The organism is Alteromonas sp. ABH4_456 (assembly GCF_056160645.1).
Genome location: NZ_JBSWXO010000019.1, coordinates 1 through 18,889 on the forward strand (window position 1 = coordinate 1; position 18,889 = coordinate 18,889).

The 18,889-nt window shown below is 47.8% G+C and carries 14 protein-coding genes; 7 read left to right on the forward strand and 7 right to left on the reverse strand.

All coding sequences use genetic code 11. The annotated features are described in order from the left end of the window. Positions 1–405: 405 nt before the first annotated feature. Positions 406–1,227: a CDP-diacylglycerol--serine O-phosphatidyltransferase gene (gene pssA / locus ACXAG2_RS19785; protein WP_474869866.1), complete on the reverse strand. Its 822-nt coding sequence runs from the start codon at positions 1,225–1,227 to the stop codon at positions 406–408. Positions 1,228–1,555: 328 nt separating this feature from the next. Between pssA and xdp1 (ACXAG2_RS19790) the strand changes: the two genes are divergently transcribed. The 3 genes from xdp1 (ACXAG2_RS19790) to xdp1 (ACXAG2_RS19800) all read left to right on the forward strand — a co-directional run bounded on the left by xdp1 (ACXAG2_RS19790) (position 1,556) and on the right by xdp1 (ACXAG2_RS19800) (position 6,600). Further along, positions 1,556–2,452 (forward strand): exosortase-dependent surface protein XDP1, encoded by an 897-nt coding sequence (gene xdp1 / locus ACXAG2_RS19790; RefSeq protein WP_474869869.1) that lies wholly within the window; start codon positions 1,556–1,558, stop codon positions 2,450–2,452. A gap of 84 nt (positions 2,453–2,536) precedes the next feature. Beyond that, on the forward strand, positions 2,537–5,347 hold the full coding sequence (locus ACXAG2_RS19795) for a tetratricopeptide repeat protein (protein ID WP_474869872.1): 2,811 nt from the start codon (positions 2,537–2,539) through the stop codon (positions 5,345–5,347). Between the two features lie 314 nt (positions 5,348–5,661). Next, on the forward strand, positions 5,662–6,600 hold the full coding sequence (xdp1, locus tag ACXAG2_RS19800; RefSeq protein WP_474869875.1) for an exosortase-dependent surface protein XDP1: 939 nt from the start codon (positions 5,662–5,664) through the stop codon (positions 6,598–6,600). A 97-nt stretch (positions 6,601–6,697) separates the two neighbouring features. Here the strand turns inward: xdp1 (ACXAG2_RS19800) and clpB are convergent, their stop codons facing one another. Beyond that, positions 6,698–9,268 carry an ATP-dependent chaperone ClpB gene (gene clpB, locus ACXAG2_RS19805; RefSeq protein ID WP_119501907.1) on the reverse strand — a complete coding sequence of 857 codons (2,571 nt, stop codon included), beginning with the start codon at positions 9,266–9,268 and terminating at the stop codon, positions 6,698–6,700. 355 nt (positions 9,269–9,623) lie between these two features. Here clpB and ACXAG2_RS19810 point away from each other — a divergent pair, with 355 nt between their 5' ends. The 3 genes from ACXAG2_RS19810 (at position 9,624) to ACXAG2_RS19820 (ending at position 14,136) form a co-directional block, all read left to right on the forward strand. Continuing rightward, the gene (locus ACXAG2_RS19810; RefSeq protein WP_474869876.1) at positions 9,624–11,087 is read left to right on the forward strand and encodes a benzaldehyde dehydrogenase; all 1,464 of its coding nucleotides are present in this window, start codon (positions 9,624–9,626) and stop codon (positions 11,085–11,087) included. A gap of 11 nt (positions 11,088–11,098) precedes the next feature. Next, positions 11,099–12,220: an NAD(P)-dependent alcohol dehydrogenase gene (locus tag ACXAG2_RS19815; protein WP_474869878.1), complete on the forward strand. Its 1,122-nt coding sequence runs from the start codon at positions 11,099–11,101 to the stop codon at positions 12,218–12,220. 137 nt (positions 12,221–12,357) lie between these two features. Further along, complete coding sequence (locus ACXAG2_RS19820) at positions 12,358–14,136, forward strand: sigma-54-dependent Fis family transcriptional regulator (RefSeq protein WP_474869881.1); 1,779 nt, start codon at positions 12,358–12,360, stop codon at positions 14,134–14,136. On the opposite strand, the gene pgeF is transcribed toward ACXAG2_RS19820, so the two are convergent. Both pgeF and rluD read right to left on the reverse strand, forming a co-directional pair. Further along, on the reverse strand, positions 14,133–14,888 hold the full coding sequence (gene pgeF / locus ACXAG2_RS19825; RefSeq protein ID WP_474869884.1) for a peptidoglycan editing factor PgeF: 756 nt from the start codon (positions 14,886–14,888) through the stop codon (positions 14,133–14,135). The two genes, ACXAG2_RS19820 and pgeF, sit on opposite strands and share 4 nt — an antisense overlap. Next, positions 14,889–15,872, reverse strand: a complete 984-nt coding sequence (gene rluD, locus ACXAG2_RS19830; protein ID WP_474869886.1) for a 23S rRNA pseudouridine(1911/1915/1917) synthase RluD — start codon at positions 15,870–15,872, stop codon at positions 14,889–14,891. A gap of 169 nt (positions 15,873–16,041) precedes the next feature. On the opposite strand from rluD, the gene ACXAG2_RS19835 reads away from it, so the two are divergent. Beyond that, the gene (locus ACXAG2_RS19835; RefSeq protein ID WP_474869889.1) at positions 16,042–16,809 is read left to right on the forward strand and encodes an outer membrane protein assembly factor BamD; all 768 of its coding nucleotides are present in this window, start codon (positions 16,042–16,044) and stop codon (positions 16,807–16,809) included. Positions 16,810–16,883: 74 nt separating this feature from the next. On the opposite strand, the gene ACXAG2_RS19840 is transcribed toward ACXAG2_RS19835, so the two are convergent. The 3 genes from ACXAG2_RS19840 to ACXAG2_RS19850 form a co-directional block, all read right to left on the reverse strand. Further along, the gene (locus ACXAG2_RS19840; protein WP_474869891.1) at positions 16,884–17,594 is read right to left on the reverse strand and encodes a ChrR family anti-sigma-E factor; all 711 of its coding nucleotides are present in this window, start codon (positions 17,592–17,594) and stop codon (positions 16,884–16,886) included. Further along, positions 17,587–18,198, reverse strand: coding sequence for a sigma-70 family RNA polymerase sigma factor (locus ACXAG2_RS19845; protein WP_119501911.1), 612 nt, complete (start codon positions 18,196–18,198; stop codon positions 17,587–17,589). Before ACXAG2_RS19845 ends, ACXAG2_RS19840 begins: the two co-directional genes overlap by 8 nt. A 112-nt stretch (positions 18,199–18,310) precedes the next feature. Beyond that, positions 18,311–18,886 carry an LON peptidase substrate-binding domain-containing protein gene (locus ACXAG2_RS19850; RefSeq protein ID WP_474869893.1) on the reverse strand — a complete coding sequence of 192 codons (576 nt, stop codon included), beginning with the start codon at positions 18,884–18,886 and terminating at the stop codon, positions 18,311–18,313. Positions 18,887–18,889 lie beyond the last annotated feature (3 nt).

Genomic DNA, 18,889 nt, shown 5'->3' on the forward strand with positions numbered 1-18,889 from the left:
ATATCGAAAAACTTTTATGAATCGTCGGTTGACACTCTTAACGAGTGCCCACACAGATTGTCTTGTTATAAATTTTTAAAGAACAATTGCTTAAGCCTTGCTGTTAGCCGTCTCAAGCGGGATGCGTATGTTACTCTGCATCACTTTTTTGTCAATCATTTTTTTGAAGTTTTTTCTTCTCAAAACGCTTTCCAAAAACTCGTTTTCGGTGCTTTGTTTCAGCTCCCTGAACCGAGGACGCGCATTCTACTCACATGAACCTTCCCGTCAACCCTTAATTACCGTAAAAAGTAAAAAAGCGACCTGAGCGGTCGCTTTTCAAACACATTGATAGTTAAATAAACAAAACGTCTTAATTTCGCCTGTTCTGATATCTCTTTTCTAGATTATTTCAGGTAACCGGTGCTATGACTTATGCTCTGGTTCATCATTATCAACAGTTTTTTCATCTGCCTTATCATCATCAACAGAAAAATCGGCGTCCTTCTCTTCATGATCCCCCACTACATCCTGAAGCGTTACCTTATCAACCGTACGGAATGTATTAATGGGTCCGGCAAGTGCATAAAGGGCAAAGACAAGGAAAAGCACTAATGCAGGCTCTGTCGCCACAATTACAAATATAAGCATAATAATAAGAAGCGCAACAAAAGGAACTTTGCCGTTCCAGTTTACTTCTTTAAAAGAGTTATACTTAAAGTTACTTACCATAAGTAAGCCGGCCGCACCGGTTATCAGTGCTACAACAAAACCGTAATCGTTGCCATTCACATCATATTCAACGCCTACCCAGACCAACCCGGATACAACGGCTGCAGCAGCCGGGCTTGCCAACCCCTGAAAGAATCGTTTGTCAGCAATACCCACCTGCGTATTGAACCGCGCCAGACGTAACGCTGCACCAGCTACATATATAAAGGCGGCGAGCCATCCCAGCTTACCTAATTCACTTAAACCCCAGTTGTAAGCAACAAGCGCCGGAGCAACCCCAAAGGACACCATGTCGGCCATAGAGTCGTATTCAGCACCAAACGCACTTTGGGTGTTGGTGATCCTGGCAGCCCTTCCATCGAGTCCATCAAATATCATTGCAACGAAAACGGCAACCGCAGCAGCTTCGAAACTGCCGTTCATAGACGCGACTACGGCATAGAAACCCGAGAACAACCCTGCGGTGGTAAGTAAATTAGGCAACAGGTAGATGCCTTTCCTTTTTGTGTCCGTCATAAAACCTCAAGTTAATTAATACTGACCAATCCATTATTTCATACATACCCGCACTACGCACGGTTCAAATATATCGGAGAATGATTATTACTTAGTATGAGCTGACATACCTCAATTTAATTTGCAAGATCTTCCAGTAAAACATTGAATTATAACAAATAAAATTAATTTAACTACTTTTGTATCATGTCAGTATTTTTTACGTAGGAATTTTCAAACTTAGATCCAGCCCCAACTTTTTATTTAAAAACAATAACATGAACAATGGCACAGTAAGTGCTTAAATCGGATTGAGGTATGAAATCGAGGTATAAAAGGGGTTTTTAATATGAAGATAAGTAAGATCGCGTCAGTGACGACACTCGTCCTTGCAAGTGCTATTACTGCACCGGCTATGGCAACTGGCTACAAAGGCAATTGGCATAACGGCTGTGGTAATGGTGGCAACACAGGTGATAGCTGTAATGCAGCTGACTATTTCGCAGATGACTTAATGTACAGTCTGGCCAGTGATGGTATCAGCAATGCAGTAGTTGATGGTGTAACCATCAATGCTTCTGCTTACTCTGATACAGCAGCTTCAACTAAATATACTTCTGGTAACTATGTTTACAAAGACGAAAATGTTGAAGCAGCCACACTTCAAAACTATGGTGATGGCTATGGTGTAATCAATGCAGACGAAGGAACATCATCTCCGGCTCACTCTGCTGATAACCAGGAAATCATTAACTCTTCATGGTGGAGCAGTAAGAAATATGTGGAAACAGATTTTGACTACGTACTGATCTCCTTCGACGAAGAAGTAAATGTTACCGGTGCAACTTTTAGTTGGCTGTGGAAGGAAACGGATACACAGGTTTCTGTTGCAGCACTAAGTGATACATCTATGCTTACTTCAGGCGTGAATACATGGGGCGACATAGCAGGTGATGCGCTGGCAGTCGGTTCATTTGATGTTCTGAACTGTGACGATACTGATTTAGCAGAAATCAGCGGTCTGGATAATGTTTATTCTCAATACTGGATTATCGGAGCGTATAACACAGTCTTCGGCGACATCGGTTACGATATGTTCGATGACGGTTTCAAGTTAGCCAGCGTAGGCTTTAACAAAAAGCCAGGTGAAGAGCCACCAACAACGCAGGTAACTGAACCAGGTACATTCGCAATGTTGTTCATGGGCGGCGCCCTGGCAATGTGGCGCAGAAGACGTAGTGCTTAATCGTAATGATTAAGCCTTAACAGGCATTACCCGTAAAAAGGTGGCTTAATGCCACCTTTTTTGTTCGGCAAATTCAGGTGAATTATGAAAAATCAACGGATGTTAGCTTCACGCGTGCGCTGCGCGCTCTTCGGTCTGGCCGGACTGAGCCTTATTGGATCAGCCCATGCTACAACCTTTGAAGATTATGAACAGGCACTGGAAGCCTACAATGCAAAACGATATGAAGAATCGTTTGTTCACCTGAAAAATAGTCTGCAAAAAGATCCTGATAACCTGACTTCCAAGATATTAATGGGTCGCCTGCTTCTGCAAAACGGTTATGTGCGTGCTGCTGAACTGGAGTTTCAGGAAGCCATCGACATGGGCGCTGACCTGAATCTGGTTGCAGAACCGCTGGGAACAGCCTGGTTGTTTATGAACCGCTTCCGCGACATTCTTGATTTTCAGGAGTACAAGCGTCTGGGCTCTAAACAAAAATCAAGCTGGCTACAGATCCGGGCAACAGCCTGTACCAAACTTGACGATGACGTCTGTGCCGAACAAGCTTATCAGGACATGCTTGCCATGCCCTATAATAAGGACAATGCGCTGAACGGACTTGCTGCAATTGCAATGCGGGCCGGTGATACAGATACCGCTGAAGACTTTCTCGCACAATCCCGCGAAATTGATGATAACAGTGCCATTCTGTGGCGCCTGACAGGTCAGCTCAGCTACCGTCAGGGCGACGTTGATACCGCTATCAAAGACTTTAAACGTGCACTTGAAATAAATTCAGACGATCCTATTGCTCTGCGTAATCTGGTTAATATCTACATTGCCAGAGATGACTTTGAAAGTGCCCGTGCCTATGTGGATGAAATAATGTCCCGTACTCCGGACGATCCACTGGCTATTCTGCTTAACAACTGGTTGATGACACAGGAACAGACGGTCACATCAAACAGTACTGAAATTCAGAAACTGAGTAATACACTCTCCGAGTTGTCGCCGGACGTAGTTGAATCCCAACCGCTACTTATTTATATCAGCGGCCTTACTGCCTATTTTAATGGCAACATCGAAAAAGCGGTTGGCGATTTCGAACGTTACCTGGGTAAGGTGCCTGATGACTTGCAGGCAATAAAATTACTGGCCAAAGCATATATTTCTACCCAGCGCCCTAAACTGGCTTTAACACTGCTGGAGAAAAAGCAGTCATTGTTGATGCAGGATTTAAATGCAGCCCTTTTGCTGGGTGATTTGCTTATAGAGCAGAACAAAAGCTTCCGGGCAGACAGTCTTGTTCGCGCATTGGAAGAAGAATTTCCTAATACCCTGCAATTGCAACTATTTAAAATTAAGTTGATGACAGTACGGGGAATGGAAGAACAGGCGCTGGCGCTGCTAGATAAAAATTATCCTGCTCAGCAACTTAATCCGACCTTCCTGTTTACCTACGCATCTATGAAAATGCGATTCGGCATGTATGATGATGCTCATAAAGCAGTAGATGCGCTCATCGACATTTTTCCTGACAAAGCCGATGTTTATAATTTAAAAGCTACGTTATTTATACAACAGGAAGAATTTGCCAAAGCCCGTAACTTGCTGGATAAAGCCCTGAGTATCAATGAGAGCAGTTTTTCAGCCAGATTCAACCTTGCAGCTCTGGATGCTAAGACGGGTAACCTGCCTGCATCGCTGGAACTCCTCGATGCGTTACTGGCACAAGTTCCCCGTCATGTTCCTTCGCAACTGTTGAAAGCACAAAACTTGCTAAGACTTAAAGATATTGATAATGCGGTACTGATATACAAAGATGTGCTTACCTTGCATCCGAACAACCAGGAAGCGCGGGTAAAACTGGTTCAGGTTGCCGCAGCCAAAGGCGACATGAGTGGTGCACTCTACCAGTTAGACAAACTCCTTAAAGAGGATTTTGACAATCCTGCATACTTGCTGCAGAAAGCCGACATTCTGATCGGTATGGACAGAGCTGACGAAGCCGAACAGGCCATTGTGCTTGCCAGGGACTTTATCCAGACTAATTCAAAATATCTGGAGCGTTACGGCAACATCCTGATTAAACTTGGGCGTCCTGATGAAGCCTTGGCTGCATTCACAACTGCCAGAGAAATCTCTCCTTACGATAATGATCTTGCCCTGCATACGGCTAAACTGCAGATCGCAATGGGTAAAGTATCTGACGCGGCGAACACTATTGCTTCACGTATCGAGAAAAACCAGAACAACGCAGACTTCTGGTATGTGGCCGGCCTGCTGGCAGAAAGTCGCAACAGTTTTGATAAAGCTGCTCAGGCATATGGCCGCTCACTGACTATCGCACCTGTTTATGCTCAACCTCTTCTGGCGGCTTATAAAATGGCTGAACGGGGCAACAACCCTGACGGTTTTGTATCGATTGCCAGAAAATTAATGAAAGAACAGCCTGAATACCTGTTACCGGCTAATTTACTTGCACAGTATTTCTATAATGCCGGGGAATTTGAGAAGTCGATACCTGTATATATCGAGCTGGCTAAATTACCCAATGTATTGAACAAACCGAAAGTATTGAATCGTCTGGCAGAAATGTCAGCTCAGACAAATACCATTCAGGCCAGTCAGTGGATTAAAGAGGCATTTCAGTTGAATGCCAGCGATCCGGAAATACTGGATACTTATGGCTGGGTACTGGCGAACGAAGGAAAATATGCTGAAAGCCTGGAAATGTTGAGACGGGCGTTCAGTCGTCAGGCGACTAACCCGAAACTCCGCTTCCACCTCGGGTACACGCTGGTGAAGATGGGACGCGAAGCTGAAGCGCAGGAACACCTTGAATTGGCTGCCAACTCTGAAGTGGAATACAACGGCAAGACGCTGGCAGTCAGACTACTTAACGGTATATGACACACCGCACCTGACTCTGAAATAATCAGGCCGCACTGAACCCCGTTTTCCGTGCGGCTTTTTTGTTCTTTTATCCTGCACAGCACACCCGCGCTCTGTATTCATCCTGTCCCCTTTGTATAAAGACGCATACTTCATAAAGGGCCCGCCCAAACTACAATACAAGCCTGTATTCCGTTCAGCATACGGGTGCCTCCAGGCGTCACGTAAGAGATTTCTGTCGCAACCCTCCGGGTGTAAGAGCAGGAAGATAAACGGTTAATTGTACTCAAAGTGAAGACAGTGATTCATTGTCCCCACGTAAGGTTTTATTTATGAAGTTTAATAAAATTATGAGTGTCACCACACTGGTTGCGTCAGGGATATTCATCGTACCTGCACAGGCTACCAGTTGGAGCAGTAAGTGTGGCGATAATCACACCGGCTGCTCAGCCAGTGACTACTTTGCTGAAGATTTGCGTTACATGATTGCCAACGATGGTATCAGCAGCGCCGTTGTCGATGGCGTGACAATCAGTACAACAGCGTATTCGGATACGGGAGGCCGGGGCTTTTCTTCCCGTAATTACGATTACACCTACAACCAGTCCAACGGCAAGCACTACCTGAGCGACGACATTGTAGAAACAGCCAGCCTGATTAATTATGGCGACGGTTACGGTATCATCAATAAAGATGTGACTAACACGCCGTTTACCAGTGACACCCGCAGTGGCGAATATGGTGTCCCCCAGCATGCCGCAGACAATATTAATCTAGACTGGTATGCCAGCGGTTATCACATAATTGAAACCGATTACGATTTTTACCTTATCTCCTTTGATGAAGAGGTTAATGTAACCGGAGCAACGTTCAGCTGGCTCTGGAACAGCGGTGATACACAGGTATCTGTAGCAGCTCTGAACGACACCTCTATGCTTACATCCGGTGCAAACACCTGGGCAGATATAGCCGGAGAGGCGCTGGCAGTGGGTTCGTATGACGTACTTAATTGCGAAGACACCAATCTGGCGATGGTGGATATGGATACAACCTATTCCCAATACTGGCTGATTGGAGCGTATAATCTGGTGTTCGGAGATATTGGCGGAACCTTGTATGACGATGCCTTTAAACTGGCTTCTATCGGTTTTTCCAAAAAAGAAATGCCACAAACCGATGTACCTGAACCCGGTACTCTGGCGCTGTTCCTGATGGGTGGCTCACTGGCATTCTGGAGACGCAAACAACAAAAGTCTTCAGTGACTCAATGAACTCAGATCATTAATGAATAAAAAAGACCCCTCTGCCAGGCAGAGGGGTCTTTCATTTTGTCCGGACATCTTATTTCCAAACCAGAGACGGAATGGCTTACATCACGATAAGGTGATCGTCCTTCACATCAATACGAATTGTTGATTCAGGTAACAACACACCGGATAACAGCTGCTGTGCCAGCGGGTTTTCGATTTGTGTCTGAATAGCCCGCTTCAGTGGACGGGCACCGAACACCGGATCAAAACCTGCGTCCGCCAGCTTATCCATGGCCGCACCGGACAACTCCAGTTTGTAACCTTTTTCAGATAAACGCTGACGTAATGATGCCAGCTGTATTTTAGCAATGGATTTAATTTGCTCTTTACCCAGCGGATGGAATACCACCAGATCATCCACACGGTTAATAAACTCGGGCCTGAAGTGCTGTCCGACCACGCCCATCACTCGTTGCTTCATTTCATCGTACTGACTGTCGTCGTGGGTGTCCTGAATCACGTCAGAACCCAGGTTTGATGTCATGATCACAACGGTATTTTTGAAGTCTACCGTACGCCCCTGCCCGTCTGTCAGACGACCATCGTCTAACACCTGCAACAAAATATTAAACACATCAGGATGGGCCTTTTCGACTTCATCCAGCAGGATCACGGAATACGGTTTACGCCGCACAGCTTCAGTGAGATAACCCCCTTCTTCGTAGCCAACATAGCCCGGAGGCGCCCCCACTAAACGGGATACCGAATGCTTCTCCATGAACTCAGACATGTCGATACGTACCAGTGCATCTTCCGTGTCAAACAGGAAACCGGCCAGTGCCTTCGACAGTTCGGTTTTCCCTACACCGGTAGGCCCCAAAAACAGGAACGAACCAATGGGTCGGTTTGGATCTGCCAGGCCAGCCCGTGAGCGTCTGATAGCGTTGGACACAGCATTTACCGCTTCCGCCTGCCCCACTACCCGCTTATGAAGTACATCTTCCATTCTGAGTAGTTTTTCCCGTTCACCCTCAAGCATTTTGGATACGGGAATACCTGTCCAGCGGGACAGCACATCTGCAATTTCAGCGTCGGTAACCTTGTTTTTCAATAGGAAGGTTTCTTTTGTTTCGTTCTCCGCCGCTTTTTCCAGCTTCATTTCCAGCTCAGGAATACGACCGTACTGCAGCTCTGACATACGATTCAGATCTGACGCCCGGCGGGCGATTTCCAAATCGAGTTTCGCCTGCTCCAGTTCAGACTTGATGGTTTGCGTGCCCTGCATCGCATCCTTTTCTTCGCGCCATATTTTATCCAGACCGGACAATTTGTTTTCAGCCTGTTCACGCTCCAGCTCGATCATTTCCAGGCGCTTGTGGCTGGCATCGTCTGTTTCTTTTGCCAGTGCCTGCTCTTCCAGTTTTAACTGGATGATGCGGCGCTCAAGCCTATCCATATCTTCAGGCTTGGAATCAATTTGCAGACGAATGCTGGAAGCCGCTTCATCAATAAGATCGATAGCTTTATCAGGCAACTGACGGTCACTGATATAACGGTGTGACAATGTAGCCGCCGCGACAATGGCCGGGTCGGTGATATCTACCGAGTGGTGAAGCTCATAACGTTCTTTCAAACCACGTAAAATGGCGATGGTATCTTCCACACTCGGCTCATCCACCAGCACTTTCTGGAAGCGACGTTCAAGAGCAGCGTCTTTCTCGATATACTGACGGTATTCGTCCAGCGTGGTTGCGCCCACACAATGCAGTTCACCGCGAGCGAGCGCTGGCTTAAGCATATTACCGGCATCCATCGCGCCGTCGCCTTTCCCGGCGCCGACCATGGTATGAAGCTCATCAATGAACAGAATGACACGGCCTTCTTCTTTGGCCAGTTCATTGAGTACCGCTTTCAGCCGTTCTTCAAATTCACCACGGTACTTCGCACCGGCCACTAACGCGCCCATGTCGAGGGACAGTACCCGCTTATCCTTCAGCCCTTCCGGTACTTCACCATTAATAATACGCTGGGCAAGTCCTTCAACAATGGCGGTTTTACCTACACCGGGTTCACCAATTAACACCGGGTTATTCTTGGTCCGGCGTTGCAATACCTGCACGGTGCGGCGGATTTCATCATCACGGCCTATCACCGGGTCCAGCTTGCCCTGTTCTGCCCGTTCGGTCAGATCAGTGGTGTATTTTTCCAGCGCCTGACGCACATCTTCAGCGTTAGGATCTGTCACTTTCTGACCGCCACGCATTTTATCAATGGCCGTTTCGATTTGATCCTTTGTCACATTCAGGCTTTTCAGCAAATCACCTAATTTGCCTTTGTCCTGAAGCGCTGCCAGCACAAAAATTTCAGATGTGATGTATTCATCTTTGCGCTGCTGGGCAATCTTGTCGCACAGGTTCAGCAAAATTCCGCTGTCCTTGCTTAACTGTACATCGCCACCGATGCCGTCAACCCGTGGAAGCCGCTCGATCGCTTCAGCCAGAGAAGAGCGTAACGCATTCACATTTACGTGGGCTTGATCGAGTAACGGACGTACAGAGCCGCCCTGTTGATTCAGCATGGCTGTCATCAGGTGCACGGGCTCAATAAACTGATGATCCCGACCCAGTGCCAGAGACTGTGCGTCGGAAATCGCTAATTGAAATTTACTGGTAAATCTATCTAATCGCATGAAAAATCCCCTGCAAAAGTAGTGCTATTTAAATAGGTATCGTACACATGCTATTCAAGTTCATTACGCAAAAAATTAGTGACGAACCTATCCACTTATTGACGTCAGTCAATCTTTTTAGTGGGTCATTTCGATTCTTCCTTCCACAATCGAAAAATTTACAAACGGCTCTCACGTTTCGCGTACAGCGTTCAGGTTATGAACATGCCAGACAATCGCATTGTTCATTAACTGGACATTTTCGATACCTATTGCCCGAAAACAGCGGCTGGCACAGGTGATGCTGTTAATAAGGTGTACATCGACACCGATGAATCATTCACTGGCTCTGAGAGCCTGAGCGAAAGAGGTTGTAATGACAGAATCATTCATTGCCAATGCGATTTGGCAGGAAAAACTATTTACCGGCAAATGGGTATCTGGTTCAGCCAAGCCGGTTATTGTGACTGAACCTGCGTCGGGAAAAGAACTTGGACAAATCGCCATGGCGAGTCCGGAAGATGTGAGTCAAAGTTGTACTGCAGCGAAAAAAGCCTTCCCTGCGTGGTCTACCACCCACTTTGAAGAGCGGGCTGCGGTATTGCGCAAAGCCGCTCAGGTGATGCAAGAGCACTTTAACGACATCACCGATGTGTTGATCCGTGAAAGTGGTTCGATAAGGGCAAAGGCCGAATTTGAAGTTTCACTCAGTATAAAAGTACTGAACGAAAGCGCAGCCTTGCCTTCACAAAGCCAGGGAGAAGTCTTACCTGCCGCGCCGGGCAAAATCAGTATCGCCCGTCGTAAACCTCTGGGTGTTGTAGGCGTTATCTCGCCATTTAACTTTCCATTGTATCTTGCCATTCGGGCGGTTGCTCCGGCGCTTGCAGTGGGCAATGCGGTTGTGCTTAAACCTGATCCCCGAACCGCCGTGTGCGGCGGCGTTACTATCGCCCGGGTGTTCGAATTAGCCGGATTACCTGAAGGTATACTGCATATGTTACCGGGTGATGGCGCGGCCGGCGCCGCATTAACCGGGCACCCGGATGTGGCGATGATTCAGTTTACCGGCTCGACCAGCGCAGGTAAAAAAGTAGGCGAAGCTGCCAGCCGCCACCTCAAAAAAGTGTCCCTGGAACTGGGTGGAAAGAACTCACTGATTATTCTGGAAGATGCCGACATAGATCTTGCTATCGCGAACGCGACCTGGGGCGCCTGGCTACATCAGGGGCAAATTTGCATGTCAACCGGTCGTATTCTTGTGCAGCGTAAAATCTATCAGGTGTTTGTCAGTAAGCTGGCAGAAAAAGCCGGGCAACTGCCTGTAGGAGACCCTGCCACCGGGCAGGTCGCACTTGGCCCAATCATTAATGAGCAACAGCGAGACAACATTAGCCGGATTCTCAAGGCGGCAGTAGAAGACGGCGCCAAGATAGAGGCTGGCGGCGATTATTCAGATTTGTTTTTCCAACCAACCGTCCTCAGCGGTGTGACGCCGGAAAATCCGGCTTTTAATGAAGAAATTTTTGGTCCGGTTGCCGTTGTTATCCCTTTCGATACTGACGAGGAAGCGGCGCAACTGGCGAATCAAACCGAGTATGGCTTATCAGCGGGCATCATCGCCACTAATGTGGGGCGGGCGCTCAACTTAAGTCAGCAACTCAACACCGGTCTGCTTCATATAAATGATCAGACTGTCAATGATGAGGTAGTTAATCCATTTGGTGGAACCGGGGCATCCGGTAATGGCACCAGTGTGGGTGGCGCTGCTAACTGGGAAGAATTCACCCGGTGGCAGTGGCTGACTATCCAATCTGAAGCCCCCCGCTATCCATTATAAGGAACAAGATAATGTCTGAAATTACTAAAATCCGCGCGGCTGTGACTCGCGCCAAAGGCGCACCTTTCGAAATAGAAGATGCGCAGATCCGTGCACCAAAAGACGATGAAGTATTGGTGAAAGTAGTGGCAACCGGTATGTGCCACACGGATATGATTGTGCGTGATCAATACTATCCCGTCCCTCTCCCTGCGGTATTAGGCCACGAGGGTTCCGGGGTGATTACGGCGGTCGGCCCGCTGGTAAAAGATCTTAAGGTTGGCGACCACGTGGTACTCACTTTCGGTTATTGCACACACTGTAAACCCTGTAACCACGGTCATGCCACCTACTGCCAGGAATTTTATCCCCGCAACTTCAGTGGGGTCGGAACAGATGGCGAAACCGCTATTCAGGATGCCAATGGCAAACCGCTGCACGATCATTTCTTTGCTCAGTCGTCCTTTGCCACTTATGCGCTGAGTTTAGAAGGTAACGCCATCAAGGTCAGTAAAGATGCCAAACTGGAACTGCTAGGTCCGCTAGGTTGCGGTATTCAAACTGGTGCCGGTGCGGTGATTAATTCACTGAAAGTTACCCCGGGTAGCAGTTTTGTGTCTTATGGTTCAGGTGCGGTAGGCTTGTCGTCGGTGATGGCGGCCCGGGTTGCCGGTGCTACCATGATTATTGCAACCGACGTGGTTGAATCCCGTCTTGAACTGGCAAAGGAACTGGGTGCAACCCATGTTATTAACAGCAAAGACGAAGACGTGGTTGAACGGGTAAAAGAAATCACCGGTGGTGGCGCCGACTTTGCCCTTGAGTCAACCGGTCGCCCCGCGGTGTTAAGACAAGGGATTGATGCCCTTGGCCTGATGGGCACCATTGGTGTAGTCGGAGCGCCAGCATTAGGAACCGATGCTACCTTTGACGTGAATGATGTTCTGCTCGGCGGTAAATCGATTCGCGGTATTGTTGAAGGTGATTCCACCCCAAAAACCTTCATTCCACAACTTGTAGAGTTGTTTAATCAAGGCCGCTTTCCATTCGATAAATTAGTTAAATTCTACGAATTTGGCGATATCAATCAGGCTGCTGAAGATAGCGAAAAAGGCATTACTTTGAAGCCCATCATCAAAATCGGCGAACTGTAACCTTGCCGCCACAGGAAGGGGTGAAATCACTCCTTCCTGCCATCAATAGCCATCCGTTATTTTTACATTGTGATAACATCGAAACCAGATAAAGTGGTAAAGGTGTTGCCGTGTTCAATAACAATGATCAAGAACTTATGATAAATCCTGATTTGCTGGATGATGCAAGGCGCCAGTTATTATTGGGGCACCCTCTTCCAGAAAATCTGTTACCGGATGCGGTAGCCCGTTCATGGCAGCGCTCCCGGGACGCGGGTTTACATCCCTGGGAAAGCCGGTTAGTAAACCGGGTGAATGACGACTACCCGCTGTCAGAAACCGATGAACACTTAGCGGCCACCGCCCAACCGGAAATCGACCGTTTATGGGACGTCTTCGGCGGTGAAGATTGGTGTCTTTTCTGTGTAAATAGTGACGCGGTGATTGTAGGGAGCAAAACCAATGCCGGGACCCCGCCGCTGAGCATGCTAAAAACAGGTGTACGTGTGCAGGAAGCGGATATCGGTACCACGGCGCCAGCATGCACTTTGCGGGAAAAGAGGGCTTTTGTCTTCACCGGACCGCAGCATTATCTAAAAGAATTTGACCGGTTTTTCTGTGTATCGGTGCCGGTTTTCGGGCCTGACAATCAACTGGCCGGAGCCCTCGATATGACGGGCATTGGCGAACGTAATACTCAGGTTGTGTTCGAACAGCTTCGCTTATCGGCAATGGCAATAGAAAACCAGTTATTCACCGATCACTATGCAGGTTGTGATATTTTCAGTATTCAGTCCTCTCCCGCATTATTAAACACACCCTTTCAAGGTTTAGTTGCTTTGTCAGCAAACGGCGATTTTGTGGCTGCCAGTCACTCTGCAAGACAATTGCTACAACTACGCATTTCTTCCCGGTCATTACCGTTTAATCAGAGCAGCCTGAAAAACCTTGGTGCCAGAACCGAAAAGCGCGCTTTACCCGATGGCACCTATATCTATGTGCGCAATCTTGCCACTGGTGTCACCACATTTAGAAATGAGCGGCATCAAAGCTATGTACCGTTGAGTGTGAGTTCCGAACCGGCCATCGAAAAACAGTTCGGTATTGCGGTAAAAGCGTGCAAAGCTGATATTCCCATTATGATTACCGGTGAAACAGGTACGGGTAAAGAAGTTTTCGCCAAAGCACTACACGACACCATTGATGCTGACTCGCCCTTTATTGCAATTAACTGTTCAGCGATACCTGAAAACTTAATTGAATCGGAATTATTCGGTTACGAAGAAGGCAGTTTTACAGGTGCTAAAAAAGGCGGGGCAAGAGGAAAACTGGAAGACGCGGATGGCGGCACTTTACTACTTGATGAAATCGGTGACATGCCACTTCGATTACAAACCCGCTTACTCCGGTTTTTACAAGAGCGACAAATCACCCGCATCGGCAGCTCAATGAGTCGCCCGCTATCAATTCGCATCATTTGCGCTACCCACAGAGATTTACCGGCCATGGTGGCAAAGCAGTTGTTCCGCGAAGACTTGTATTATCGTCTGAAAGGTATGCAGGTAAAGTTGCCGCCACTGCATCTTCGTCAGGATTTGCGCCGATTGATCGCCACCATCGTTGCATCGTTTAACCACGGTGAAATTACTGAAGATGCCATACAATGGCTGATCAATCAGCCCTGGCCGGGCAACATCAGGCAATTGAGACAAACCATTCATTTAGCCACGGTAATTGCTGAAGGTGAGAAAGCGCTAAGACCTGAGCATTTTGTCGAATTCGACGCCGGACCTCAGGAAGCAGAGCCGCTGACGTTGGCTGATGTTGAGAAAAACGCCATTGAGGCTGCAGTGCAACGGCACCATGGAAATCTCACTGCGGCAGCGCGTGAACTGGGAATATCCCGCACAACCCTCTATAAAAAGCGGGGAAATTAACCCGGCTCTATGGCTTTAATACCAATAACAGACACCATTCTGCCCGTGGTTTGATGATGCTGATGGGTTGCACGGCGGTGAGAAAAAAACCGGGTTTTGTCTTGATAAGTGCATAAACCAGAGTTCACCACATGCTCTACACCACAAGCTGTTAATTGTCTCGCGGCTATACCAGCTAAATCAAGTAATGACTTTCCGGCGACACCCGCAGGCTTGATTACACCGTCGTATTGGGCAAATCGATCCGCAAGGGAGTCGGGTACTTCATAACACGCCTGACTGATAGCAGGACCGATCCAGGCGATTAAATCCTGACTACAGGTATGCACATGTTTAACGGTTTCAGCAATTATCTGACTTTCCAAACCCTGCCAGCCAGCATGAATCGCTGCGACTTCAGTCCCCGCTTTGTTAGTAAGCAATACGGGAACACAATCAGCAGTCATGATTGCGCAGGCAACATCTGGCGTTCGACTGAACGATGCATCCGCATCAATGGCACCGGCTTCAAGTGCGAGTGATGCGGCATCCAGTTCCACAACCGTGTTGCCATGAACCTGATTGAGCCATACCAGCCTGTCAGATTCCGGCAAGCCCGCACGATTAGCAAGCACGTAACTAGCATTGTCACTAACATGCAGACCCACGTTGCGTCCGGCATAAACACCTGTGCTTTCACCACCCTGCCGGGTCGAGGTATAGGCAAAGATGTTTGATGGCGCAGGCCAGTCCGGAATAATCAGTGATAACAATTAATAGTCACCCATACCTTTGATTTTGGTGTCTTCACGCACAGTGGCGATCAGTTGCACCATGTCATCAGGTAGCGGCGCCTGCCAGGTCATCCATTCATCGGTTTCAGGGTGGAACAGAGACAATTGCGCTGCGTGCAAGGCCTGGCGGGGGAAAGCACGTAGTGCTTCAACACACTCCTCTGTGGCGCCTTTTGGCAGCCGGGTTCTGCCGCCATAGGCAGTATCACCCACCAGCGGGTGCTTGAGGTGTGCCATGTGCACGCGGATCTGGTGTGTACGGCCAGTCTCGAGTTTCAGGCGCAAGTGCGTATGTGCACGGAACTTTTCGATAACCCGATAGTGAGTGACTGCCGGCTTACCGGTTTCACGAACGGCCATGAGTGTGCGCTTAGTTGCATGACGACCGATAGGCGCATCGACGATGCCACCGGCAACCATAGTGCCGTATGCCAGCGCCTCATACTCCCTGCTCATCACCCGGTCCTGAAGTTGATTAACCAGATGGGTTTGCGCCGGAACGGTTTTCGCCACCACCATCAAACCCGTAGTATCTTTATCCAGACGATGCACAATGCCCGCCCGTGGCACCACTTCAATACCCGGTACATGGGCCAGCAACGCATTCAGCAAAGTGCCGTCCTGATTACCTGCCCCGGGGTGAACCACCAGATCAGCAGGCTTATTAAGAATTAAGATCGAATCATCTTCGTATACAATGTTCAGGTCGATTTTCTGTGGCAGGCTGGCGGTCTGCACTTCCATTTCAGCCGTGACCTGTACATATTCATCACCCAGCATTTTTTGCCGGGGAGTGGTCAAAACATCGCCATCCACAGTGACATTCCCTTCCAGAATCCAATTTTTTAACTTTGAACGGGAATATTCAGGGAACAAATCAGCCAAAACCTGATCTAACCTCTGACCAAAATGGTGTGGCCCGGTGTTTGCCTCAAGCTTGACGGTGTTTACAGGCTGGGTCATATAACTCTTTCGCTGTTACAAAAAAGCGCATTATACCAATCTTTACGTTAGTTAAACGGAAAGTTTCCGGTTTTTATGTGGAGTTTGCGTGTTTGAGTGCGCTAGAATGCCGCTATAATGAAAATGCAGTTAAACGTATCAGTCGGTTAAGCAGGAATAGACAACAGATATGAAATCAATTCGATTAGTGATGCCCCTTGTTGTTGGTGTCATGATTAGCGTAACGGGCTGCAGCTCGTCTGACGATTCAGAACAACGCGCGGCGCTGGCGAACATGGGTTCCCAGCAAATGTATGATAATGCCAAACGTAATATGCAGAACGGAAATTTCGGTGCTGCGTCTACCGCACTCAGTGAACTGGATTCACGCTACCCGTTTGGTCCGTTGTCCAATCAGGTTCAACTTGACCTGATCTACAGCTACTACAAGTCAGGTAAAATTGATGAAACGCTGGCGACCATTGACCGCTTCATCCGTTTGAACCCGAACCACTCTGACGTGGATTATGCGTTCTACATGCGCGGACTGACCAACATGGAAGCCGACGCAAACATGTTTCAGCAACTGATGCAGATTGACCGCTCAGACCGTGATCCAAGTAAATCGCGGGAAGCTTTCACAGATTTCAGACGTCTGATCCAGCAGTACCCTGACAGTAAATATGCTGCTGATGCTAAAAAGCGCATGGTGTTTATCAAAGAAAGGCTGGCGAAGTATGAAATTGCCATCGCCCGATTCTATATGCGCCGGGAAGCTTTTGTCGCGGCGGCAAATCGCGGACGCTACGTACTGGAAAACTACTCCAATACAGATCAGGTGCAGGAAGCGCTGGAAATCATGGTATCAAGCTATGACCAGTTAGGTCTGACTGAGCTGAAAGAAAATGCTATGCAAACACTGCGTCTGAATTTTCCGGACAGTGATTTCATCAGTTAATCAGATGATAAACGAAAAAGCGCTACGGCGCTTTTTTTGTGTCTTAAGCATGCTCACAGAGCCGCGAGGAAGGCTTATCTGAAGAAAAGATGACTGAACGGATTCAACAGTCTGGCGATACCTGATGTGAAATGCAGCGGTTCGTCCAGTAAGGTAAATACCAGACATCCACTGATGTGATCCGAATAAGGCGCATGGGTATCTTTGCCATCCATCACCACAAAGTCTCCGGTGCGGTAATGGTGCTTGCCGTCATGAAATTCACCGTCAAGTACCAGCGTATATTCGACACCACGGTGTGTATGCTCTGGTACACTGCCTCCCCGCCCCATGTAAATAAAGTTGGCGACACCGGCATATCCGAGATCGACCGGAGCCTGCCACAATTTACCAACAAGCCCTGACCATGAACCCGTTTTGTGGATAACACGCTGTAACGTCGGCGGGAGTTCGAAAGTCTGACCATCCAGTTCAATGGTTTTCTCTCCACGTCCGCGTTTCGCAGTGATAGAGCTTACAGAGGCGGCCTTTGTTACCGGCTTTGCCGTAGCAGGGAGTTGGGTAATGTCAGCAAGCATGGCGCTGTAACTTTCTAGTTGCTCGTCTTGAGACAGTGATGAAAAATCAAATACCTCTGCAGCGAACCGTGAAGTTTCTTCTGACACTATTTTTCTGCATCTGGGACACAGATCGCAATGCGCCGAGACAATGAATGACTCGGCGGGGGATAAACTACCTTGAACAAATTGTGAAAGCTGGTTTTGTTCCGGATGGTGATTAATCATGGTCCTGTAGCATGCCTTTCAGGCGTTGCAGTGCAAGTCGGGTACGGGATTTAACAGTACCCAACGGAATATGCAGTTCATCTGCAACTTCCTGTTGAGATTTACCATCAATATAGATGGCTTCAATAACAGATTTTTGTTTCTTCGGTAACTCTTCAAACATATACCCGATTTGTTCAAGGGTAATCTGTTCGTCCAGCGACTGTTCATTCACGTCTGGTGTCTGCTCACAAAGAACCGGCCACAAGTCGTCAGAACACACATCTTCTTTTCTGTTCTGTAATTTCCGTAACATGTCAAAACGGATGTTACGGGCAATCGTAAAAATCCAGGTTGAAGGACTTCCCTTCTCTGCATTAAACAGATGTGCCTTTTGCCATACGTTGGACATGGTATCCTGGACCATTTCCATAGCTAAAGCTTCATTACCCATCTGCTTTAACGCATAAGAACGTAAACGCGGAGCAAAATATCCAAACACCCTTGCAAACGATGCTTTGCAGCGCTGTTCGGCAACTTTAACAATATAGTCTGACATTTCTGCCGCACAATCTTTCGGCTTAATTACACTGTTACTTTGTTCCACTGGGATTCCAACTAACATAAGTATTTGTCCATATCCTATCAAGTTAATAGTTGCTACAGACGAGTGTTTCAAGCAGATTACAGAATTGTAATGGTTTCATGCCCCTACCATGTAAAGTTTACACGGCGATTTACTGCACAAGTGCTTTTAAGTAATCCAGTAACTTATGGCAATTGCGTTGAGCAAGAAAATACTGTTTCTGTTTAGCGTCTACGGGCAATAATTCGAGCCAGCGGTACATTACCCAAATGGGATTCCGGAACTCCGGAACATCATATAACTGGCCTACCTCAGCGTAGCGCTCAAAAATCTCCTGTAAACGTTCGTCTATAGGTGAAATCTGTTGAGAAGTAATATCACAGTGCCAGTCTGGTAGTGACTGACAGTGTCCTGTACGTAGCCCGTCGGACTCAGTCTTCACATTACTTATCTCTACACAATTAACACCAGCAACCTTTATGCCAAGCAACCCATCATCGAGCATATCGAAGTCGACAACAGTCGCTGCAGTGCCTACAGGATAGAAGTGTGTATTGGCTTCTTTTTCACCCTGTGTGTTGAGCATACAAACCACCATTTGACCATTACCGGCACATACCTCTTTAACCATGCGCACGTAGCGTGGTTCAAAGATTCTGAGTGCCATCCGGCCACCGGGAAGAAGGTGTGCTGACAAGGGAAATAAAGGGAGATTTTGAGCCGTCATAAA